Raw genomic sequence first — 21,775 nt, 5'->3', positions numbered from 1 at the left:
TTGAGGTCAGACTGGCCGTTCGCCTGATGTGGTGGTGCGATGCATGATGCGGATCGAGTTCGGGTCGAACCCGTCCCGTCGATGCATCGTGCAACGGTTGTCCCACATCATGATATCGCCGACATCCCACTGCTGGACGAAGACCTCGCTGGTCGTGGTGGTGTGTTGCCAAAGCTCGGCGAGAAGGGACTCGCTCTCGTCGAGCGGCATGCCGACGATCCACGCGCCTTCGGACGTTCCACCGAGATAGAGCGACTTGCGCCCGGTTTCGCCGTGAAGGCGAACGAGCGGATGAACGATCCCGCTCCATTCGCGGAAATCGCGGGTCTTTGGTGCGGACTTGCCAAGCCGGAGCTTGCCTGTCTTGTCGTAGACGTTCTGGAAGAAGATCTGCCGTCCATCGACCGCTTTCTTCAATGCCTCCGGCAAGGTCTCGTAAGCACGGTAGGAGGAGAGGAAGTAGGTGTCACCTCCGGTCGGTGGCACGGCGACCGCGCGCAGGATGGCGCCCGCCGGCGGCCGCTCATAGAACCAGGTGTCCGTGTGCCATGTGGCCTCGCTGTTGCCCATGGCGCCGCTCGGCTTGCCGTCCGTCATCGCATTGCTGATGACCAGGATTTCCTTGTGGGTCGGATGACCACCCTCCTGCAGCTGCTTCGGATGGATCACGAATTCCCCGAAATGGCGTGAGAACGCGACTTGCTGGGCGTCGCTCATGGACGTCTTCTTGAAGCGCAGCACGCCGTATTGAAGCCAATAGCGCCGGACGGCGTCGATGTCCTCCTGGGTGTAGTTGTCGAAGTCGAAACCCTCGATGTCGGCGCAGACATTCGTTTCATGCTGAACGGCACGAAGCCTCTGTTTATCAAGCATTTTCATCTCCTTTAAAGCGACCTCTTGAGGTCGCAACGATCGTAGGATGCAAGGTTCCAGTGGTTCCAATAACGATGCTTTCGGATTGATCGCCCCACCCTATGGATCACTTGTCACGCGCTGAGGGCCTGGATGTCGGCGTCGTCGATACCCAGGCGAATGGAGTCACCCAGTTTCGGGGGAACGCTCGCGCGGGTCGCGCGAAGCAAGACGTGGAGATGCACGTCCGAGCCGAGATCGGCGTCAATTTCGAAGGCTGCCCCGAGGTTGACGACACGCCGCACGGTTCCGTCGAGACGATTGGCGAACTCATCGCCGCCGGCGCCAGGAGGAAGGACCGCGATGCTTTCCGGGCGTATCGAGCAGTATCGGACCTCAGCCGAGGGCTCGGTGTTGCGGGCCTTCAGGATTACTCCTTCTCCGACCCTCAATTCGAGATGCGCTTGCCCCGTCGCCGTGGTCTGCACGGCAAGGATATTGGATTTGCCAATGAAATCGGCCACGAAGCGTGAGTTCGGTTCGCGGTAGAGGTCAGCCGGCTGTCCCTGCTGCGCAATCGCCCCTTGCCACATGACCACCACCCGATCGGACATCGCCATGGCCTCCTCCTGATCATGGGTGACGTAGACGAAAGTCATCCCGAGTTGCTGCTGAATCTCCTTCAGTTCGATCCGCATCGCTTCCCGGAGCTTCAGGTCGAGATTCGAGAGCGGCTCATCGAGAAGCAGGACAGACGGACGGGGCGCGATCGCCCGGGCAAGTGCTACCCGCTGCTGCTGACCTCCGGAGAGCTCGCGCGGATAACGCTCGCCCATGCCTTCGAGGTGAACGCTGCGAAGCGCGCTCTTGACGGTCGCGGCAGCTTCCTCCCGCCGGCCCCCCTTCATCTTCAAGCCAAAGGCAACGTTCTCAGTGACCGTCATGTGCGGAAAGAGTGCATAGTTCTGGAACACCAGACCGATGTTGCGGCGTTCCGGTGGTACGCGGACCTGGCTTCGCCCCTTGATGCGAATGTCACCGCGGGAGGGGGCGGTGAAGCCGGCGATCATGTTGAGTGTGGTCGTCTTCCCGCAGCCCGAAGGGCCGAGGATGCTGACGAATTCGCCTTGAGGAATAGCGAGGTCGATATCCCTGACGACAGCCATGCTGGCGTAGGACTTGCTGACCGAGACGAGTTCGATGTCGAGTGCATTCATTTGCTGCCACCATGGAGTTGCGCGGAGAACCCGCCGATCTTTTCAAAGAGGAAGATGACCGTCAGGATGAAGGCCATCGACGCGACGTTCACCGCCGCCAGCACCGGATCGAGGCTGTATTCGAGGTAGTTGATCACTGTGATCGGCAACGTGCTGTCGCCGGGTCTGACCAGGAAAACCGAAAGCGGGATGTTGTTGAATGAGATGATGAACGCGAAGGTCACGCCTGACAGAACCCCGGGCTTGATCATCGGCAGCACCACCAGCCGGATGCGTTGAAGCTTGTTCGCTCCAAGGATCTGGGCCGCCCGATCGAGGTTAGCATCGAAATTGGCGAGCGACGTCGCCACCATGCGGGTCACGAAGGGTAGGGCGAGCACGACGTGCGCGGCGATCAGTGCCGGAGTGCCGAGAAACCCCTGAAGCCCGATCATCGAAAGGAAGAGCACGATTGCAACGCCCTTGACGATCTGCGGCACCGAAAGCGGGGACAGGAGGTAGGACATCAGGCCGTCGCTGCCCGGAATACGCTCGTAGACGACCGCATAAGCCGCGAACAATCCAAGCACGCCACTGATCGCCGCGACGACCGTCGCAATTCTGAAGCTCGCAAGGAACGGGTCGAGCCAGCGGCTTGACCAGAGATCCGCATACCACCGGCCGGTCCACTCCCAGGGCTGTAGCGTGACAGCCGATGTCGGGCTCAACGACGCCGCGACGACCACGATGAGCGGCAGGGTGATGAAAGAGAGGACTGCGCCAAGCGAAACCCAGTAGAGTATGGAAATAAGCCTGTTCATCTTTCACCTCCCGATGAGACAGAGGCCCGCGACCTGCGGCGGCTTTCGTAGCGAACGCCGACGAACGAGATGGCCAGCATCATGAGGAGCAGCGCCATCGCCATGACTGAAGCGAACGGCCAGTCGATGTAGAAGAGGACCTGCTCGTAGATCATCGTCGCCAGCACCTTGAAGCCCGCGCCGCCGAGAAGAGCCGGCGTGGCATAGGCGCTAGCCGACATGGTGAAGGCTATCAACATCGAGCTGACGATCCCCGGCACGGAAAGGGGCAGTACGATCGTCCGGATCACCGCCAGCCTCGAGGCGCCGAGCATCTGCGCTGCCCGCTCGAGGTTCGGATCGATGCCCTGAATGCTCGTCATCAGCGAAAGGATGCCGAAGGGCAGAACGACATGCGTCAGGCCGACGACGACGGCAAAGAGGTTCTTCGACAAGGGAAGCGGCGAGGTAATGAGGCCAAGATGGAGGAGCAAATCATTGATGAACCCCCGATCTTCCAGGATGATCAGCCAGCCGTAGGTTCGAAGCACGACGCCGGCGAGTTCCGGGGCAAGCGCAAGCGCGAACACCACGGCCCGCCAGCGCGTCGTCGACCGCGCCAGGAAGTAGGCGACCGGATAGCCGAGAACGGTTACGCTGATCGCGACCAGCAAGGACATCAAGGCAGTGCGACAGAAACCGGCAAGCGAAAGGCCATCCGTGAAGAAGCGCTGATAGTGTTCGAGGGTAGGGGATAACGTTTCCGTCTGAGCAAAGCTCATTCCGATCATCATTCCCATCGGCAGCGCAAAGAACACCGAGAGCACCAGGAGTGACGGCGTAAGCGCCGCGATCGGAAACCACTGTGGAGGGTGCCGGCGTCGGGCCGGCGGATGCAAGTCGAGAGCAAGGCTTTTCATGAGTGTCCCTTCAACGGGCGTTGGGAACGACGTCGCGTTCCCAACGTTCCGCCCAATCCGGCAGTTTTTCCTGAAGTCGCAGCAGATCGGGCAGGTGCAGAGGTTCGTTGTCAGATCCACGCGTGAGTTGGCGGTCTTTCAGCTCGTCGGGCACGGAAATATCGCTGCGCGCGCTACCGACCCTATATCCCGCGACCCATGCTTCCTGGCTCGACTTTTCGAGGAAGAAATCGATGAACTTCCGGGCGGCCTCCTTGTTTGCAGCGCCGACTGGAATGTTGAGGGTTGCGACAAGTGGAATGGTCCCTTCCTTCGGCCGAACATAGTCGACCGGCAGGCCCTCATCGACCATCAGCTGCGCGCGGCCGTTCCAGAAGGGCATGGCCCAGACGGAGCCTTCGCGCAGATAGCTTTCGAGAATGGCCGAGGATTGCTCAAACCCCACCGATTGGGCAGACACCTTTGCCATGGCGTCAAATCCAGGACCGACATTGTCGATAAGATCGCCTCCGTTCGTGACCGACATCATCTCGAGCAGATAGACGGCCATGATGTTCTGAAAGGTGGGGAGGATGACCCGCTTCTTGAGTTCGGGCTCGAGCAATGCAGACCAGGAGACAGGCTCTGTGGCGAGCTTGTCCGTGCGGTAAAGGAGGGAAAGGTATTGGACCTCGTGCACTGCTCCGCAAGGTCCCGCGACCGCCGCTAGATCGGCTTGAAGGGCGTTGAGGTTCGGGATCGACGCCGGCGTCAGTTTCTCGAGCAGGCCATCCTTGCATCCTTGAAGTGACTGTGATGCCGTCATGACGACCAGATCGAACCCAGGCCGGCCCTTGGTAGCCTTGATCTTGGCGTAGTCCTGCTGGGCAGATCCGACGGCATCATAGACGACGTCGATACCGGAGCGTTTCTCGAAGGGTTCGATGATCCGCTCCCGGATGATGTCCTCGTATGGGCCTCCATAGCTGTTGATGACTAGCGTTTCGGCCCCCGCCGATCCGGTACCGATGCCCGAAACTGTCAGGCACAAAGACGCAAGCAAGCGTTTCGCTCCCACGGTGTCTCTCCCATTCGTTGAAAACAGAACGAATGGTGCCCCCCGGGAGTCCATGGGTCTAATCGGCGATCCCTAGGATTAATGTCCTAGGCATATTAATTCATCACATGCGCTGTGGTCTGAAGGGAGCCTTTCGAAGGCGTCTCAGGGTACTTTTCCCTATTGCGGCTGCTCTGCTTTAGATTGTATTTCGTATGATAATTTCACTGGCAAGCATGGCAATGGCGAGAGAAACACCCTTCAGCGCAGTCGCACGCAAGATGCTCGACAACTGGCTTCAGACCGACCCCGAGCAGCCGACTTCACCAGAAATTGTATATCGCGACATCGTCGACATGCTGTCGATAAAAATGCGCCTGACCGTGTTCACTGTTGAAGGCAACGACCCGAAGCGATGGTTCATGAAAGCCATCCGGCATTCCGGCTTCACGTCCCGCATTCTGAACATCAACAAGATATTTTCCGACGCCTACATCGGTGATTTCAAGGATCAGAGCTACATGGAAGAGGCCGTTATTCCGCGGCTCCAGCAGGTCGTATCCAGCCAGCAGCCTTCCATGGAGCTCGTCAAGACGCGTCTTTTCGGCGTCAACGTCGGCTATGATCGCATCCTGCTACCCCAGCGAAACATCGATCGACCAAAGTGGATCATTTCGTCCTCCTATGCTCAGTTCCTGCTCAGTCCGCCACGACGGCTCGAACAAATGGACGTCGCTGACGAAGCGATCATCCAGCTGCTGATAGAGGGCGCGACCGCAAAGGAAATCGCCGCCGCACTTTCAATCTCCCATCGCACCGTCGAACACCGTCTGGAGCGGATGAAGGAAAGGTTTGGAGCCAGGAACACGGTCCATCTCGTGGCCATGCTGATCGCCACGCACATCGAACGCGGGCACAGCATCGCACCATAATGATTGTCTGGTGCAAGGCATCAGGTGTAGGCAGGAGAACTCTGGATCACCTGAACAATTGCAGGATCGCTTCGCTGTTGTTGTTGGCAATATGCAGCGACTGGATCGCAAGTTGCTCCTGCGTCTGAAGCGCCTTGAGCCTTGTCGACACCTGGTTCATGTTGGCATCGACGAGGCGGCCGATGCCCTTGTCGATGGTGTCAATAAGCTTGTTTGCGAATTCCGAATGCATGTCGATGCGTTGCTTGAGGGCGCCAAGAACGGCCGCACCGTCGACCACCCGCTGTCCCGACACTTCGATGTAGTTCATATAGTGGTCGACCAGGTCAGGGTTCCGCTCGATGTCGATGTTGAGGAAGTTGATAGCTGGAAGCGGCTCGATGCTGACGACGATGTCCGAAAACCCCGCGCGCGTTCCGGCGCCCCACTTGCGATCAACCAGAGGGTCTGACTTGACGATGATCTTGCTCGGATCGGCGCTCGAGACTTGGATGACCGTGTCCGGCCAGTCCGCATCGAGCAGGGACCGCAGCAGGGTTACCATCTCGTCGGCCGTTTCGATGGCACCCGTGTCCTTTCCAAGAAGGTTGTTCACGTATGTCCGGTCAAAGGAGTACAATTTCGAGGGGGCACCGTTTATCGCAAATTGAAAACTGACCTCGACGCCGTCAGGGGTGTCGCCGTCCATATGGAGCGTAAATGGGTCGAATTGCAGCGACAGCGCTGACCCTCTTTCACCGTAGTTGGATTTTTGTATCAGACCGCCCGTGCTGACCCCGATGCTGCTCAGATTGACAATCTCGACGTAGGAGCCGTTTCCGTGCGTCTGGAGCGTTGCAATGCTCATAAGGACGTCGTCGTGAATCCAGTTGTTCGAGCCCGGTGGCTGATAGTGGCCATAGTTTGCGCTGACAGACGCTCCTTCCGGATTTAGCAGCGTATTCAGCAAGCCGGCGAACTGGGTGTTCGTGGAGATGATGCCCCCAAGACTGGCGTCATAGGCGTCAACCTGCGCTTTGGTAATCGTTATTGTCTTCGTGTATCCAGGGTAGTACGGGCCCGGGAGATCGCGAAGCTCTGCGGTGATCCCGGTATCCCCCGAGGGGTCGTATTCCCTGTCCAGGATGATATCGAACTTGATTTCAGCGCCCGGGCTACTGAAATCCAAGGGCGATCCATTTGAAAAATCAAAGGAGAAACTTCCCGCCACCCCGGCATTCCACCTTGGGTTCATCCAGCTCGATCCTGTTTCGGTGTAGTAGATCGTGGACGAACCGCTTTGAGGATAAACAGTGTCGTACCTCATGCCCCCGATTGTCTTGACGTCGCGAGGATCGGCCTGGAGCAAACCTCCGCCTGTGGTGTTGAACAGGCTGATCTCGTCAAGGTGGAGATCGATCGTACCGAGCGAGACGCTGCCTGACGATCTGGAGAAGGAGGATACGAGCGACACCTTGTTCGCATTGAGGTCGTAAATTTGTCCGATATCCGTATTGAGCCAGTTCTGTCCGCCAAATCCGGAGGACGTAGCAATGCTTACGACCATCTGCTTAAGCTGATTCAGTTCGGACTGGATCTTTGCCTTGTCGACGCCGGGCTCCTTGGCCGCAACGAGCTTCGCCTTGAATTCTTGCACTACATCGATGACGGCCTCCATCCCGGCATAGGCCGTATCAATCTTGGCTGCGCCGAGACCGAGCGCGTCCGCTACGGCGGAAATCGACATTTTGTCCGAACGCATGGTCGTTGAAATAGACCAATATGCCGCGTTATCGGCGGCGGTGCGGATGCGGAGCCCCGAACTGGCCTGGACTTGTGTCTCTGCAAGGTTGGAATTGATCGACCGAAGGATCTGAACTGCGGAACTAGCTGAAGTGTTCGTCAGAATGCTTGTCATCAAACGGTACCGATTCTATCAATTTTTCAAAATGAACGGCGATCGTCATGATGCCAGGCCGGCTGTACGAGCCGCCTGCTGACTATGGTTTGCAAAGAGTTAACCGAAACGGCTGGTCGGCAGGGTAGAAATACCTGCAGACCATGGATCGCCAAATTGGCGCATGTTTTGCGCTGCGGATCGATCGACGAAAAGCACCGCTGAGCAAACAGACGTTATTCGTTCGCTTGGCTGGTGTGTGCCACGGTCACGACCTTGAATGGCCCCGCGCCGGGGTGCGGGGCCATTTTTCCTAGCTGTTCAGCGCATCCTTCAAGGCCTTTGCTGGCACAAAGGTCACCTTCCTGGCGGCGGAAACCTTGATCGTCGCTCCCGTTGCGGGGTTTCGGGCCTCGCGTTCCGGCGTGGCCTTCACCTTGAATTTTCCGAAGCCGGGCAGTGACGTCTCGTTGCCGGAGACCGACGCGGCAGTGATCGCTGCAAGCACCGCCTCGACAACGGCTTTGCTTTGAACCTTTGTCAAACCGTGTTCGCTCGATAGCTTTTCAGCGATTTCATTCGTTGTCGTCAAAGCTGTTCCTCCTTGTTTTTTGACGGAAACGATCCTCCCCGTGAGCGCGAGCGATGTCACCGGATTTCGTTGCTCGCGCCCCCTCGACAGGCGATCTTCCACAGTTTGTGCTCATCGGCGACCACTTGCGGGGGTCGGATATCGGAATTCAGGTCAATGATCGCGCGAGCATCACAGCTCGTAGAACATCCTCGCCAAGGCGATCGGATTTCGGATCGCATCCCTTGCAGGCTCAACTTAGGTGATCGGCCTATCTAACCGGCTCGCCCGCTGCGTTCACACCGGTGCGCGAGATATCCACCCGCATGCCGGCAGAAGTAACGTCATCAGCCTCGACCTCGCCACGCACCGGCAATGGCGCTTCATCCGTAGAAGATTGCCCCTCGGCGGTGACCCCTTGCAGGAACATCCGTCCGCCTGGGTCCTGCGCCCGGAATACATCCTTCCCTTCGAACTCACCCGAAACCCACGCATTGAGGCTGTCGGACAGGACATAGGGTAGCGCTTCCTTGCTCGCGTTGCTGCCATACCACGCGGCGACGATCCGCATGACTTTTGCGAACATGGCTGTCCCCATGCGAAGGTTCTCGCAGGCATCGAAGAGGGCAGGGCTCAATTCCATGCCACTCTCGATCCCAAGGTGAGCGGGGTACGAAGTCACTCCAACCCGCACGGTCGCCTGCCCGACATACCGGCGGGCGATTGCGAGCGCCTCATCGGGGGTCGCTGCCTTTTCCACCAGGATCGTCTTCCGACCGACCTTGACCGTCACAGCCAGTGGATCGCCGTCGCCAACCGCGTTGACGAAGGCATCGACCACATTTGCCTCAAGCGACGGATCTGCGCATTTCTCGATCAGGAGCGCCTCAAGCATGATTGATCCAGATCACGTGTTGAAGGAAATCACGAGCGGTGTGCCGAACAGTCGGGCCCATGCGGCCACGCTGGCGCGTTGGATATCTACGATGGAACTGCCTGCCGTCCACCAGCCGTTCCCAACGGCGACCATGATGTCGGGCCCTTCCAGCATCGACTGAAGAACCGGCCAGACGAGCAACTGCTCATAGCAAATCAGCGGAGCAATCCGGCGACCGCCCACCTCGGCAACGGGGTTGGCAAAGAAATGCGCACGCGCACCACCGTGTTCACCGAACCATGGGCCCCAGGGACGCCACATGGAGACCGGAACAGGCATCCGCTCCCGGTAGAGGATGTCACTGCCGCCGCCATCGATCATGAGGAGCACGTTGTCGTATCCTGCAGGATCGAGCACCGCGGCGCCGGCAATGACGGTGACCGCGCTTTCTTGCAGACTATCCCTCCACAATGTCGAGAGCGTCGGCGTCCAGAACCCCAGAGCACTCTCCGGGAGAACGATGACGCGTGCGCCTTGGTCTGCGGCCTCATGAACCGTTGCGATCAGGTCACGCTGCCGCCCTAGAGATGCGTCGCGGCCAAGCGACGACCCCATTTCGAGGTCGACGCCACGCCATGAGAACGGTACCGTTGGATTGGTCCAGATAGCGGCGGACCAAAGCCAAAAGCCTGTCAAAGCAACGGCGACAGCCGGTCCCATGCGGGTTGCGAGGCCCATGAGCCCGGCTGTCATGGCCGCCAATCCCCACCATCCCCAGCCTGGAAACAGAACGCCCGAGGCGGTGACCGGATGTGCCCAACCGGTTATCCCGAGGGGTGGAACCGCCATCACCAGCATCGCAACAAGAAAGCCAAGCGGCCTTCGGGCCTGGCGCTTGCTCCAGGCCGCCAGATGAACCAGGACGAAGCTCACGGACGCTACGAGCCAGAAGAAGAGGCCCGCCCAGACGCCCGTTGAATAGAAGTGTGAAACTCCATGCGGAAGCCCTCGCGATGCCGCCATAAAATACCCGGCGGAGACGAGCACGACCGCCATCCTGTTCGGCGCCCTCGACCAGATCAGAGCGAACGCACAAGACGCCGGCAACAGCAGCACATTTCCGCTCCAACCGATCCATCCGGCCAGAATGGCAGCAATCGCCAGCACTCCAGTTAGCATGAGATCAGGGCGCATAGGTCAGCACCGCCTCAGCCAAACCGAGAACTCCGTCTGCAGGTACCGGACCGAAGTACCGGGAGTCCCAGGAAGCGGAAAAACGGGAATGGAGGAACACGTGGCCGGCCGGCACAATTCCGCTCTTAAAAGACGAAAGCGGGCGGCCACGACCATCGCTGCTTCGAACATCGCTGTGTTCGATCACGCGGCCGTCAATCCGAAGGACGCGACCGATCTCAAAGCCTTCTCCTTCAAGCGCGATCACCGTCTTTATGAGCGGACCGTATCCGCCAGGGCAAAGGCCGCCCCTGAGATAGCCGCGCAAGAGCGCCTCGCGAAACCGGGGGGCGTCAGGCGGGCAAACAAAGACGAGGTCACCAGTCGCGACCGCACCTGTGAGCGGACGGATGCGCCAAAGACCGAGCGATTGGCTTGGCGTCCAGTTGAGCCGATAGCCGCAAGCCAAACCGTAAAAGAGAATGGTGAGCGATGGCAGCAATCCGGCCAACATCACCAGGATCGGTCTTTGACGCCATTGGCGCGTTGTTCCTGAACGAGGGGAGACGTTTGTCACTTGAGGCCGAGCCCTTTCGTTTGCGATTGGCGGTGCGTTTCAGACAGTTTCAGGCCCTCGGCGAGGCGATCACGCGCAGAAAGCTCCTGGATCGTCCGCATCAGGTCCCAGGCCAGTCGCACTTCAGTCTTCTGTTGAGGGGTCATACCCGCGGTGACGGACGCAAAGATCTCGCCATCCGGCACCTTGGCAACAACCCCGAGGAAGGTGCGCTCGCCGAACCTTTGGCTAACCGCCGTTGAAAATCGCTCCAGTTCTGTTCTGACTGACGGGTCGAGCGATGTGCGTTCAAGGCGTGCCGGATCATGCCGGTCGAGCGCTTCGCGCATGTGTTCGAGCGACCGCTTGGCCGCCGGAGAGAGAGCTGGGATCTCGATCGCCAATTTCGAACGAAGGGCATTTTCCTCCGCTACATAAATGCGTTCGGCCTCAGTGCGTGCGTGAATAAAATCCGCGAGGTTTCGAGCGAGCGCCGGCACATTGAGAAGTGCCGTGTCGCGATCGTGCTTGTCGGATCGGCCCGCAAACATTCCGGTCCTGCCGTTGAGCGCGCCGAAACGCTGAGGCTCGCTGGCGAGCTTTTGCAGGACGGTCGCAGCGAGCGACGCATCTTTCAGCATGGCATCGACCTTGGCGGCCGCAAACGCGACCTCCGGCTCGGCGTAGACGAGCTGGAAGCGTGTCGAGACGTCTTGCCATCTCTCTCTCAAGCCCACGTCCGACGCGAGCCTATCCTCAACCGCTTGCTCGACAGATCTCGCAAAAACCGTAGTCGCGGAAACCATGGGTCCTTGAACGACGAACACCGAGGCCGCGTACTCAAGCTTGCCCCGCGCGAGCCCGATTGAGGAAGCGACACCGGCCAGTCGCGCGCCCAGGTCCGTGAGCGTTTGCTTTTGCCGGATAATCCAATGAAGCCGGTCGCGAACGATCCTGCGGGCAACGCTCATCAGGTGAAAGCCGCGTGCCTCTGCAAACCGCAGGGCCTGGCGATAGAGAGGTCCCGTCCCGTAATCGAGCGTCGTTTCCTTGGCGTTGCGACGTGACAGGATCGCCACCAGGCCACCTGACTTTGCGAAGGAGCGGCGGCCGTAATAGACGGCGAGTTCGTCGCGATGGCGTGTCATGGCGACATAGGTGAGATGGCGATCGAGTGACAGGGAAGCCAGCACCTTCGCCCGATCGACGGTAGCGCCCTGCGACTTGTGGATCGTCGTCGCGTATCCGTGGTCGACATTGTTGTAGAAGCGCTGCTCGACGGTAATGTTGTGCCGATGTGTCCCTTCGCCGATGGTTGCGATGAGGCGGCCAGGAGCCGCCTCTACCACGCGACCAAGCATACCGTTCTTGACGCCGAGGCTGGCCTCGTTCCTCAGGAACACGATCTGATCGCCGGCGGAAAAATCGCGATTTCCGTCTGCTGTCTTGAACGCAACCCCTTGGCCGACAACGCCGCGTTCGACGAGTCTCGCGCGAGCAAGCGCATTGAGCATGCGCACATCTCGGCGCAGGTGCGCGAGGATCAGACTGGTCTTTGTCGGGAGATACTCACTGTCCCAATCGGTGATGAGGCGTTCGACAGCTTCAGATTTGAGCTCCGCACTGATTATCTTGCGATTGGCGCGATACGCATCCACCGCCTCGCCAATCCTGCCCCGCGCCAGATCGAGCGAAGCGCTGCGCATCCACGGTGTGCGCTGGCGATAGATGGTTTGGAGTTCGGCATAGCCGACCCGGTCGACGATCGCGCGAAATGCGGCACCGGCCTCGATCGGCTGAAGCTGTTCGGGATCGCCGACGAGAACAAGTTTCGCGCCGGTCTTCACGATGACTTCGACGAAGTACGCCATTTGCCTCGACGAGACCATGCCGGCCTCGTCGAGGACAAACACTGTTCTGTCGTCGAGACGGTCGATACCTTGTGCCCAACGCCGCTCCCACGACGAAAGCGTGCGCGAGGCGATGCCCGCCTCCTTCTCCAGTCCCTCGGCCGCCTTGCCAGCGAGAGCCCCGCCGACAACGCGATACCCCGCCGCCTGCCAGACCTCGCGAGCGGCTTTCATCATTGTTGTCTTGCCGGCGCCGGCGCGGCCAACGACTGCAGCAAGAGAGGCATTTTCGGTCAGACGTTCGATCGCTGCCTTCTGCTCATCAGAAAGTTCAGGGCTGCGATAAAAAGCCGTATCCAGAACCCCGCGCCGCACGCCATGCGACGCTCGCCTTGCAAGCCAGGAAGCGCGGTTCACCATCTCCGCTTCGAGCCGGATAAGCTCCCTGGTCGTGTACCGTTCCGGGGTACGCACCCCCGTCTCAAAGTCGATACGCTCCCCGGTCAGGCGCAAAGCCCGAGGGTCTTGCAGGATGCGCGACACCAACGATCGGAAGAGCCCCGCATCGTCGATGTAGCGATGAAGTATCTTGGCGACGTCCCGCTCATCGAAGACGCTCTTTTCGCGGGCGATCATTTCAAGGACGATCTCCGGGCGGCGCACGATGCGACCCGCATTTTCTCGGCGTCGAACCTCCTGAAGTTCGAGGCGGTCCAGCAAAAGCTGCTTTTCCGATGCGGCTGACTTCCGCTCGATCGCCTTGGCGCCGACGCCGACATGGATCGTCGGCTCCGCCTCGATCCCTTGACTATTGTAGGAACGCCCGTCCACGCGGATGTCGAGGCCCGCAAGTGCCAGATGCCTGTTCTGGCACTCGAACCAACCGTCTCGAAAGACGTTGAAATCGTCGGCGCCGCCGGCCCACAGTTCATAGACAATTTTACCGGCATCGTTGCGCAAAGGCCGGCCGTCCGGCGACAACACCTGTACCTTCTTGGCTCCGAACCCTTCGGCCGTAAGCGGCCGCAGCGTCGTCATCAGGTGAACATGCGGGTTGCCTGGTGCATCATGATAAACCCAATCAGCGACCATGCCTCTGGAAAGGATGTGGCTCGCGACGAATTCGCGCATAAGTGCGATGTTCTGGTCCGCTGTAAGTTCGATCGGCAAGGCGATCGTGACATCCTTGGCCAGCTGAGCATCGGAGCGCTTTTCGAACACTTCGACCCTGTTCCAGAAGGCCTCCGATGCGCCTGACACAGAGCGATCGGCGATCAAGGAGGAAAGCCAGGCTGGCGCATCTGCGGGTACCACGAACTCTTCATGCAGCAGCCCTTGCTTGGCGCGATAATCGACAGCGCGGGCCTCGCGTTCGAAGTCCATCTTCGCGCAGTGGCGATAGGCGGCCGACATCACGGCGCTGCGGCCCGCGCCGCGGGCGACGATGCTGACGGAGAAATGAGGGACGGCCATTTCGACAGACACTCCTGATCGCAAGCGAAATCAACGCGTTTCGAGAGGAGGGATAAGATTGCCGAGATCGCAAATCAGGACGTCGCGCCAGCGACGTATAATTGCGCCCTTGGATGCCGCTCCTTCGGAACGGCCGGGATAATCGTCAAAGGCGTTGGCGGTGCCAACGGACAGTTTTGTCCCTGGATGGGCCGACCCATCCAGGGAAATCTCGTGCCGTTCGAAACACGGCACGAAAGGACAATCGGAATGAAAAAGCCTTCTTCGAGAATTCGAGAGGAGATCGCAAAACTCCAGGAACAATTGCGACAGGCCGAAACCCGCGAAGCCGAACGGATCGGTCGTATTGCCTTGAAGGCGGGCCTCGGAGAGATCGAGCTCGACGAGACCGATCTCCAGGCCGCCTTCGAGAAACTGGCGGCACGCTTTCGCGACAACGGGGCAACAACGGCAGCAAGAAACAAGGCGACCCCGCCGCTCGACGCTGGCGCGGCTGAGAGCCGCACTGACGGGGCTTGAGCGGATGGCACGCGCGATCAAATCCGATGCCCGGCGAAAAGATGCCCGGGAAAAGATCGAACTGGGCGGCCTCATCGTCAAAGCGGGCTTGCGTTACGAGACGCGCGCACTGCTGCTCGGCGCATTGATCGAACTTGGCGAGCGGCTGCAGCGCGACGAAGGCGAGCGTCCACGCCTGACAGCAATCGGCGCGGAGGCCTTTCGCAATGGGCGGGGGTAGGATCGCGCTCGCGGCGGCGCCTGTCACTCTGATGGTGCTAACCTCAATCGCCACGACAGGGGCGGAGGACTGGCTCGTGGGGTTCGGCAGGACGGAACCTCAGCGCGCGCTATTCGCCCGAGCAGGTGCCGCGTTGCCCTATGTTCTCGCCGCGATCACCGGCATCGTCTTCCTGTTTACCGCCGCTGGATCCGCCAACATCCGCTTCGCGGGATGGGGCGCATTCGGGGGAGGGCTGGTTTCTTGCGTGCTCGCGCTCATCGACGGGTACCATCACACTACCGACCAAGACCCATTCCTGCCTTTGCAGTTCCAGATGATACCCATTGAACCGTCGGCGCTCATTGGCGCGGTCGCAGCACTTACATCGTCAGGGTTCGGATTGCGGGTCGCGATGATCGGAAACGCTGCCTTCGCAAGTACCAAGCCGAGGCGCGTTCGTGGCATGCGCGCGATCTACGGTGAAGCCAACTGGATGAAGCTTTCACACGCAAAAAGGCTCTTTCCGGAGGCGGCGGGGATCGTGATTGGCGAGGGCTACCGGGTCGATGAAGACAGCGTCGCGGCCATACCGTTTAGAGCAGACAAGCCTGAGACCTGGGGTGCGGCCGGTCGGTCGCAGCTTTTGTGCTTCGATGGCTCTTTCGGCTCGTCGCACGGTCTCGTCTTTGCTGGTTCAGGCGGCTTCAAGACGACCTCGGTAACGGTACCGACAGCGCTCAAATGGGGAAGCACGCTCGTCGTCCTCGACCCTTCCAATGAAGTGGCGCCAATGGTGGTCGATCATCGCAAAGCCGCCGGCCGGGACGTTCGGACACTCGACCCGAAGAAACCCAAGGCGGGGTTCAATGCACTCGACTGGATCGGCCGGTATGGCGGAACCAAGGAGGAGGATATCAGCGCGGTTGCCTCCTGGATCATGAGCGACAGCGGTCGCGCGATCGGGGTGCGCGACGATTTCTTCAGGGCATCCGGGCTGCAGTTGCTGACCGCACTCATTGCCGATGTCTGCTTGTCTGGTCACACGCGCAACGAAGACCAGACGCTCAGGCAGGTTCGCAAGAACCTTGCGGAACCGGAACCGAAGCTGCGCGAACGCCTGCAGGCAATTCACGCGAACTCGAGCTCGGACTTCGTGAGAGAAAACGTCGCTGCATTCGTCAACATGACACCGGAGACCTTTTCCGGCGTCTACGCCAACGCGGTGAAGGAAACGCATTGGCTCTCCTATGAAAACTATGCAGGCCTGGTCTCAGCTAAGAGTTTTTCGACGGAACAGCTCTTGAACGGATCGCTGGACGTCTTCATCAATATCGATCTGAAGACACTGGAAATGCATCCAGGCCTTGCTCGCGTCATCATCGGATCCTTCGTGAACGCGATTTACAATCGCAATCGCTTCGGCGGCGATCTGGCTCTGTTCCTCCTCGACGAGGTGGCCCGCCTCGGTTACCTGCGCATTCTTGAGACGGCACGCGACACCGGCCGCAAGTACGGGATATCACTCACGCTGATCTTTCAGTCGATCGGCCAGATGCGCGAGACCTTCGGCGGCCGCGACGCCACGAGCAAATGGTTCGAGAGTGCGAGCTGGATCTCGTTTGCCGCCATCAACGATCCTGAAACGGCCGAGTACGTTTCAAGGCGCTGCGGCGCGACGACCGTCGAAGTCGATCAGCTGAGCCGCAGTTTCCAATCGCGGGGGTCGTCACGTACGCGCTCGAAGCAGATTGCGGCGCGGCCGCTCATCCAACCGGACGAAGTGCTGCGAATGCGCGCTGACGAGCAGATCGTGTTTACGGCGGGAAACGCGCCTTTGAGATGCGGTCGCGCCATATGGTTCAGGCGCGCCGACATGCGAGGCTGCGTCAAGCAAAACAGATTTCGCACTCCGCCGACAACCACCTGATTTTTCCCGACGATCCATCACAATCATGAATCGATCAGGCCGGATCGATTCAAAACACTCGTTGGACGGGAATCCGGGCATCGGCGATGGTACTCCCATGCTCAGTCAGCCCTACCATCTCTATGTCGAACGAACCGACGCAAACAGGAACATGGCCCGGTTCTATGCGCTGTCGATCGATCGGACGCTATTTGGAGAGGCCTGCCTGACGCGGCGCTGGGGAAGGATCGGTCAAAGAGGCCAATCGATGGTCCATCATTTCGACAACGAGCAAGAGGCGGTCGCGTTGTTTCTCGACGTTCTCAGGAAGAAGCGCACCCGGGGATATCGGCCAGCGGTAAAACGCCCCTCGAAGTGACGACGAAGTTCGCCGAACGCAGTGAGAACCGATGCGGCCGCGAACGGTGGTCGTAATCGCTTGGGCGAACCACGAGAGGTGGCCCCGCCTGGAGGCGGGGCCCAGTTGCCTCAGTCCCTGTTGGAGCGAGACCAGATCAGCTGGTAGCCGTCTTCGCCTTCGACTTCCGCAAGCGTCGCGTAGATTGGAGCGGGGAAGCTCGGGTCGTCGAGCTTGACCGAGAGGTAGTCGCGGCCAGTCTGTTCGGAGCTCTTCTGCCAGGCCGCACCGAATTCGACGTTGCCGGCATAGATGCGGAAGTGAGGACCTTTGTCGGAGGGGTGTTCGATCCGTGCGATGCGAGCCTTGACGTTGAGGGTCAGCGTACGGATCGACCCGTTGAAGCCGTTGTCGGTGGAGGTGAAAGTGCCAATGGTTGCCATGTCGAAGTTCCTTTCTCGTGTTTCGGGCCGCGCCCTTCGCGGCCTCGATGGCTGTCGAAAGGACCGGGGACGATCGGACCGCACCCATAGGGCCAAAATGAAATGGAGGGCGGCAAGGAGCAGTTTTGTTCGATGGCGAGGAATGGCGGCTTGAGCCGCCAGGGGTAAGAAAACTGCGGATGCCGTTGCGGGAGGACGATCGAGGCTCCAGCCGCTTTCCGGTCAGACACGCCCATCGAGCCCGCGCAGGACGCTGCCGCAGCAAGAGAGAACATTGCCCTGGCAAGGTAGGTGAAACAGGACCATCCTGCGGACTTCGTCTCTGTACCGGCCCGCTCGCACCGCATCTCCATCCTCGATCAAGGCAGAGTTGCCAATGGGCTAGCGCACGATCGTTCGATTGGGATTCGTCACCTGGGGGAACCATGCGCCAGCAGACAACGTCATTCATCGTCGAGATTAAACAGTCGCGCAATCCGAAGTCCGGCACGCGGAAAACGTCGATCTGGGGAAAGTTAGATCTCAGGGCGAGCGACGAGCTGCTTGAAACGACACGGACCGGACAGGAGGCGGCTGCTCCGGCTAAGGTCGGCGAGCAACGTTAACCCAACGCCGGTCGCATCGTTGTTCGAACCGAATGTAGGTTGGAAAGGGGCCGGCGACGACGCCAGCCCCAATCTGATAGTTGCTACACTCGCGGTTTCGATCGACCGCTCAAACACTCTAGGTCAACTTGGGGCGGGCACAAGATTGCGGCGGGGACGCACTAAATATCCCCCGTCTTTCCACCGGTCGTCCACAAGATAGGCAAACCCTACTGCAATGAAAGAAAAACCGTTTTCGCGCGACGCGACGATTACCATCGGCTTGCACGGATGTGGATAAATTTTCGGGCGGGCAGGGGTGTTTGAGGGGCGGGGCTTTGGGGCGCCCCTCAAGAAGTTGCCGTCGAAGATCGCCTCGTATCCAGACTGTTCTGGACGCGAGGCGATTGAAACCATCATCGGTTGCGCAGCAATCTGGCCATGCGTTCCCCTACAAGCCAAAGAGCCTTGTTGAGCTTGATATCCTGATCGATGCCATTGATCGGGCGTGACGTTGATCTGCGCGGCCTGCCAGTTTCATCGCGGCCCACACCGCGCAACCCACCTTTGATGCTGTTTTCTTGAACGACATTCCATACGGTCCAAAGGTCATCAGCGCGATCCTCCTGGCGACGGGGCACAAGCAGCTGTTCTGGCTTGATCGGTGTCGTCACAGCGCCGTCGGCGTCACCAAAGCGAAGCAGATGCGCCGCCTCCGCCAACACCTCCTTTGCATCCCGCCCCATTGTGAAGCTCGACCAGTCTTGGGGCGCTGCCAGAGCTCGTTCGGCCTCCGCGAGCACGCGATAGGTTCCTTCGATCACCTTGCCTTGAACATCTCCGGAGTGCCGGACTTTGATCGCGTCAATCGTTCCGGTGTGGGCCACGAGTGAATTGAGGCAGCAAACTCGGAATAGCCCCGCGAGCAACTCATAGGCACTCGTTCCATCATTTGCGTTTTTGAGGAGAATTTCGCAGACGGTGTCACCCACTTTGTAGACATTTCCGTCATCGAGGCGACGAAGACGGATAAGGTGCTTGGTAAAGTTGGCCTTTCCTTCCGTGCGGCTGACTGACTGGCGCGCTCCGACCGGCGCGAAGCCCTCCTTCATCAGCCCACGCAGGATTTCGATTGTCGGGATTGGCATGAAGCGCTCGGAGCGGCTTTCGTGTGCCGAAGTCGCGAATATCGAAGGCGCAATGGTGCGCATCTCATCCTCGGAGAGCGCGCGACCCGTGTCGAAACGGGCGGTTTTGGCGTAGATGCTCATACTTAGATCTCCTTTTCCCTTGGACCGCGAAGCAGGGCCGCGTCCTGCTTCCCGGGGCCGCGCGAGCGGTGGGGACGGAGGGGGAAAGCAGTCTTCGCGGGGAACCGCCTGCACGGAAGCGCAGCGAAGGAAGGTGGGCGGAAGACTGTTTGGGGGAGAGAAGGGGCAAAGTCCCTCGGCCCCCTTCAACCGATCCGATAGGCTCGGTCATTTCACAAAGAAGCGTATCGGAGCTTTCAGCATAGCGCCGCGTCCTCGCGGGAAAGCGGGAATTCGCGTTACGCGAAGGCGGAAAAAGGGCCGCCGCAGGAGCTTCAACATAGTGGCCCGAAGGGAAGCGGGACCGACTGCCCCCGTCCGAAGCGTTCCGGTAGGCTACTTTGAGCACGGGTGTTGCAAAGGCATCTGCCGCATTGGTGTTCTTTGGTTCAAAATTGGACGCCGCATCACTTTAAATTAGACGAACGGCATGCTGGAGGATGCCGCCGACGGCAGTATTTGGGTTTTCCGACAACGCACTGGGCGTGAACCAGGAACAGCCGGCCGATCCTCTCCGGTGTCTCCGGTGATTGGCAGTGCCCGCTTCGATTTCCGCAATCTATGTCGGCTAGGGCCCAAGCCCTACCCATGACCAGTGGCGACATTTGTCAGGTGCGCGCGAATAGCAGCAGCGGTGCGATATCATGGTTGTCGGCTGCACGAAGTGCCGCCATGTAACGGGTGCGAAGCTCGCCGACATCGGCCAGCGTCCCGCCACCCCAGCTGAAATGTTCGCCGCCAAGGCGCTCGATCAGAAGATCGGCTACCAAGCGAGCGTGACGACCATTTCCGTTGGGAAATGGATGGATGGCAACCAGGCGATGGTGAAACCTGATCGCAATCTCATCCGCCGGAAATGTCTGATGCCCAATCCAATAGTGGACGTCGCTTAACAGGCCCGCCAGCTCCATTCCGATGCGGTAGGGTTGAACGCCGATGTTGCGCTCCGTCGTTCGGAAGACGCCGGCCCATTCCCAGACGTCGCCAAGCATCCGCTTGTGCAGTGTTCGCATGAAATCCTCGCTGAGCAGTCGCTCAAGCGATACGCGTCGACGACCACGCGCCCAGGCCGCACCTTCGACAATGTTCTCCCGCTCTGCCTCGTTGAGATCACGACGGTGCGTGATCCATGTCTGAAGGAGCCCCTCGCGCTCATTTGGTTCCAGGGGTGTTGCGTCCTCAGGCTCCTGAAACAGGTCCGTCATGTCTCGTTCCAGAGGTCGCGTTCGGAGAGCCTGTCGCGAATGTATGCCTGGACACGGGATTCGAAATCAGCTTCGTCCGTGCCCTGAGCTTCGAGCCGCATCGTGTGCGCGACGCGGTGAAGCTCCCGCGTCGCGATCTTCCTTGCGCGCGCCTCGATGAGAGCCTCAAGTGAACTGTTGGGAACAAGTGCGTAAACGAGCGTGCAATCCAGCGCCTCAGCTGCGCGACGCAAGGTTTTGAGTTGGATCGTGCCTGCAGCTTCCGACTTCTCTATGGCTTCTACGGTTTGGGGTCGCACCCCAATGCGCGCGCCGAGCTGGGCACCCGTCATCCCGAGCGCGTCACGCAGTGCACGCACCCATCCTTTCGGCGGCGCCTTGAACCGATCGATTGGTTGGAGCGGCCGAAGTCTTTCATCGAGGCGCAGGCGCCCCCTTTTGCGACTATCGCTTTTCATCCACGTTCTTCAGACTGTGAGCTGATCGTACAACAAGTTTTATCAGCATGCAGGCTGATTATCAACATGCACTATTCACGCTACAGTATGATTTTATCAATTAACGCATCAGCCTGCAGTCTGTTGATCGTGTGCGGAAATTAGCCTGGAGTCTGCCCCTGATCACCTGCGTGGATGATTGCAAGCTCTCACTCTGATTTGGAGCAGAGAGTTTACGCTCGCGCTGGGGGCCTAGGCACTCAGCGCATCGGAGTTCATGCCATCAGCCTGCTGACGCCAATCGCCGTTGAGCTTCAGACATAGCGCTGCTCGCGTTTGCACAGGATCTCGGCCAACCGATCCGGTAACCTCCAGAACGGATGCAACACGTCGAGCGAGAACTTTGATTAAGGATCCTGCCGTCGCTTCGGCACGAAACCCACTGCGAAGCCAAACAGCCGGCCAATCTTGTCCAACGTCTCCAATGTCGGGTTAGCAATGCCCGCTTCGATTTCCGCGACCTGTCTACGAGTAAGGCCGAGGGTGTTGGCAAACTCCTGCTGCGTGAGGCCTATGCTTTTGCGCATATCCACCACAGCATCCGGCAAATGCAAGCCGCCGCGTCGCGCCTGTTCTGCAAGATCCTGGCGCATCACCGAAACCTGCTCTTTCGTCGGCTTTTTCCACCGTGCCACTTTG

Annotated in this window: 22 protein-coding genes and 1 pseudogene; 6 read left to right on the top strand and 17 right to left on the bottom strand. The window is 59.5% G+C overall.

Annotated features, from left to right (window positions below; translation table 11 throughout):
* Nucleotides 1–6: 6 nt before the first annotated feature.
* The 5 genes from ACN9MO_RS31945 to ACN9MO_RS31925 all read right to left on the bottom strand — a co-directional run bounded on the left by ACN9MO_RS31945 (nucleotide 7) and on the right by ACN9MO_RS31925 (nucleotide 4,810).
* Nucleotides 7–873: a TauD/TfdA dioxygenase family protein gene (locus ACN9MO_RS31945; RefSeq protein WP_112997034.1), complete on the bottom strand. Its 867-nt coding sequence runs from the start codon at nucleotides 871–873 to the stop codon at nucleotides 7–9.
* A 113-nt stretch (nucleotides 874–986) separates the two neighbouring features.
* Nucleotides 987–2,069, bottom strand: a complete 1,083-nt coding sequence (locus ACN9MO_RS31940) for an ABC transporter ATP-binding protein (protein ID WP_113479957.1) — start codon at nucleotides 2,067–2,069, stop codon at nucleotides 987–989.
* Nucleotides 2,066–2,869, bottom strand: a complete 804-nt coding sequence (locus ACN9MO_RS31935) for an ABC transporter permease (protein WP_057251484.1) — start codon at nucleotides 2,867–2,869, stop codon at nucleotides 2,066–2,068. Before ACN9MO_RS31935 ends, ACN9MO_RS31940 begins: the two co-directional genes overlap by 4 nt.
* Nucleotides 2,866–3,648: an ABC transporter permease gene (locus ACN9MO_RS31930; protein ID WP_425989344.1), complete on the bottom strand. Its 783-nt coding sequence runs from the start codon at nucleotides 3,646–3,648 to the stop codon at nucleotides 2,866–2,868. The genes ACN9MO_RS31935 and ACN9MO_RS31930 overlap by 4 nt, the downstream gene beginning before the upstream one ends.
* Nucleotides 3,649–3,778: 130 nt before the next feature.
* Entirely contained in the window at nucleotides 3,779–4,810 is a 1,032-nt protein-coding gene (locus ACN9MO_RS31925; RefSeq protein WP_255571501.1) for an ABC transporter substrate-binding protein, read from the bottom strand.
* A gap of 236 nt (nucleotides 4,811–5,046) precedes the next feature.
* On the opposite strand from ACN9MO_RS31925, the gene ACN9MO_RS31920 reads away from it, so the two are divergent.
* The gene (locus ACN9MO_RS31920) at nucleotides 5,047–5,736 is read left to right on the top strand and encodes a helix-turn-helix transcriptional regulator (RefSeq protein WP_057251487.1); all 690 of its coding nucleotides are present in this window, start codon (nucleotides 5,047–5,049) and stop codon (nucleotides 5,734–5,736) included.
* 46 nt (nucleotides 5,737–5,782) lie between these two features.
* Here ACN9MO_RS31920 and ACN9MO_RS31915 read toward each other — a convergent pair whose 3' ends face one another.
* The 7 genes and pseudogenes from ACN9MO_RS31915 to traA form a co-directional block, all read right to left on the bottom strand.
* The gene (locus ACN9MO_RS31915) at nucleotides 5,783–6,280 is read right to left on the bottom strand and encodes a flagellin (protein WP_425989341.1); all 498 of its coding nucleotides are present in this window, start codon (nucleotides 6,278–6,280) and stop codon (nucleotides 5,783–5,785) included.
* 960 nt (nucleotides 6,281–7,240) lie between these two features.
* A pseudogene (locus tag ACN9MO_RS31910) lies at nucleotides 7,241–7,633 on the bottom strand (flagellin); the annotation flags it as partial.
* A 292-nt stretch (nucleotides 7,634–7,925) separates the two neighbouring features.
* The gene (locus ACN9MO_RS31905) at nucleotides 7,926–8,204 is read right to left on the bottom strand and encodes an HU family DNA-binding protein (RefSeq protein WP_057251489.1); all 279 of its coding nucleotides are present in this window, start codon (nucleotides 8,202–8,204) and stop codon (nucleotides 7,926–7,928) included.
* 250 nt (nucleotides 8,205–8,454) lie between these two features.
* Nucleotides 8,455–9,078, bottom strand: a complete 624-nt coding sequence (locus tag ACN9MO_RS31900; protein ID WP_057251490.1) for a conjugal transfer protein TraH — start codon at nucleotides 9,076–9,078, stop codon at nucleotides 8,455–8,457.
* Nucleotides 9,079–9,090: 12 nt separating this feature from the next.
* Entirely contained in the window at nucleotides 9,091–10,254 is a 1,164-nt protein-coding gene (locus ACN9MO_RS31895) for a conjugal transfer protein TraB (RefSeq protein ID WP_113479953.1), read from the bottom strand.
* Nucleotides 10,244–10,747, bottom strand: coding sequence for a conjugative transfer signal peptidase TraF (gene traF, locus ACN9MO_RS31890; RefSeq protein ID WP_244495630.1), 504 nt, complete (start codon nucleotides 10,745–10,747; stop codon nucleotides 10,244–10,246). The genes ACN9MO_RS31895 and traF overlap by 11 nt, the downstream gene beginning before the upstream one ends.
* A 59-nt stretch (nucleotides 10,748–10,806) precedes the next feature.
* Nucleotides 10,807–14,112 carry a Ti-type conjugative transfer relaxase TraA gene (gene traA / locus ACN9MO_RS31885; RefSeq protein WP_113479952.1) on the bottom strand — a complete coding sequence of 1,102 codons (3,306 nt, stop codon included), beginning with the start codon at nucleotides 14,110–14,112 and terminating at the stop codon, nucleotides 10,807–10,809.
* Between the two features lie 249 nt (nucleotides 14,113–14,361).
* Between traA and traC the strand changes: the two genes are divergently transcribed.
* The 4 genes from traC to ACN9MO_RS31865 are packed head-to-tail and all read left to right on the top strand — an operon-like array spanning nucleotide 14,362 to nucleotide 17,118.
* On the top strand, nucleotides 14,362–14,631 hold the full coding sequence (gene traC, locus ACN9MO_RS31880; protein ID WP_057251494.1) for a conjugal transfer protein TraC: 270 nt from the start codon (nucleotides 14,362–14,364) through the stop codon (nucleotides 14,629–14,631).
* Between the two features lie 4 nt (nucleotides 14,632–14,635).
* Complete coding sequence (gene traD / locus ACN9MO_RS31875) at nucleotides 14,636–14,851, top strand: conjugal transfer protein TraD (protein ID WP_057251495.1); 216 nt, start codon at nucleotides 14,636–14,638, stop codon at nucleotides 14,849–14,851.
* The gene (traG, locus tag ACN9MO_RS31870; protein WP_113479951.1) at nucleotides 14,838–16,760 is read left to right on the top strand and encodes a Ti-type conjugative transfer system protein TraG; all 1,923 of its coding nucleotides are present in this window, start codon (nucleotides 14,838–14,840) and stop codon (nucleotides 16,758–16,760) included. Before traD ends, traG begins: the two co-directional genes overlap by 14 nt.
* A 25-nt stretch (nucleotides 16,761–16,785) precedes the next feature.
* Nucleotides 16,786–17,118, top strand: a complete 333-nt coding sequence (locus tag ACN9MO_RS31865) for a WGR domain-containing protein (protein ID WP_192496179.1) — start codon at nucleotides 16,786–16,788, stop codon at nucleotides 17,116–17,118.
* A gap of 110 nt (nucleotides 17,119–17,228) precedes the next feature.
* Here the strand turns inward: ACN9MO_RS31865 and ACN9MO_RS31860 are convergent, their stop codons facing one another.
* Complete coding sequence (locus ACN9MO_RS31860) at nucleotides 17,229–17,540, bottom strand: DUF736 domain-containing protein (protein WP_057251497.1); 312 nt, start codon at nucleotides 17,538–17,540, stop codon at nucleotides 17,229–17,231.
* A gap of 425 nt (nucleotides 17,541–17,965) precedes the next feature.
* Between ACN9MO_RS31860 and ACN9MO_RS31855 the strand changes: the two genes are divergently transcribed.
* Nucleotides 17,966–18,145, top strand: coding sequence for a hypothetical protein (locus ACN9MO_RS31855; RefSeq protein ID WP_112997027.1), 180 nt, complete (start codon nucleotides 17,966–17,968; stop codon nucleotides 18,143–18,145).
* Nucleotides 18,146–18,540: 395 nt separating this feature from the next.
* Here the strand turns inward: ACN9MO_RS31855 and ACN9MO_RS31850 are convergent, their stop codons facing one another.
* The 4 genes from ACN9MO_RS31850 to ACN9MO_RS31835 form a co-directional block, all read right to left on the bottom strand.
* Nucleotides 18,541–19,395 carry a DUF932 domain-containing protein gene (locus ACN9MO_RS31850; protein ID WP_112997289.1) on the bottom strand — a complete coding sequence of 285 codons (855 nt, stop codon included), beginning with the start codon at nucleotides 19,393–19,395 and terminating at the stop codon, nucleotides 18,541–18,543.
* A 647-nt stretch (nucleotides 19,396–20,042) separates the two neighbouring features.
* On the bottom strand, nucleotides 20,043–20,639 hold the full coding sequence (locus ACN9MO_RS31845; RefSeq protein ID WP_057251500.1) for a mobile mystery protein B: 597 nt from the start codon (nucleotides 20,637–20,639) through the stop codon (nucleotides 20,043–20,045).
* Nucleotides 20,636–21,097, bottom strand: a complete 462-nt coding sequence (locus tag ACN9MO_RS31840) for a mobile mystery protein A (protein ID WP_113480223.1) — start codon at nucleotides 21,095–21,097, stop codon at nucleotides 20,636–20,638. Before ACN9MO_RS31840 ends, ACN9MO_RS31845 begins: the two co-directional genes overlap by 4 nt.
* A gap of 386 nt (nucleotides 21,098–21,483) precedes the next feature.
* Nucleotides 21,484–21,771, bottom strand: coding sequence for a helix-turn-helix domain-containing protein (locus ACN9MO_RS31835; protein WP_113480224.1), 288 nt, complete (start codon nucleotides 21,769–21,771; stop codon nucleotides 21,484–21,486).
* Between the last annotated feature and the right edge of the window lie 4 nt (nucleotides 21,772–21,775).

It is taken from the genome of Ensifer sp. R-19 (assembly GCF_049905105.1).
GTDB lineage: Bacteria > Pseudomonadota > Alphaproteobacteria > Rhizobiales > Rhizobiaceae > Ensifer.
The sequence above is the reverse complement of the archived record's forward strand: the minus strand, read 5'-3'. Positions and strand labels throughout refer to the sequence as shown.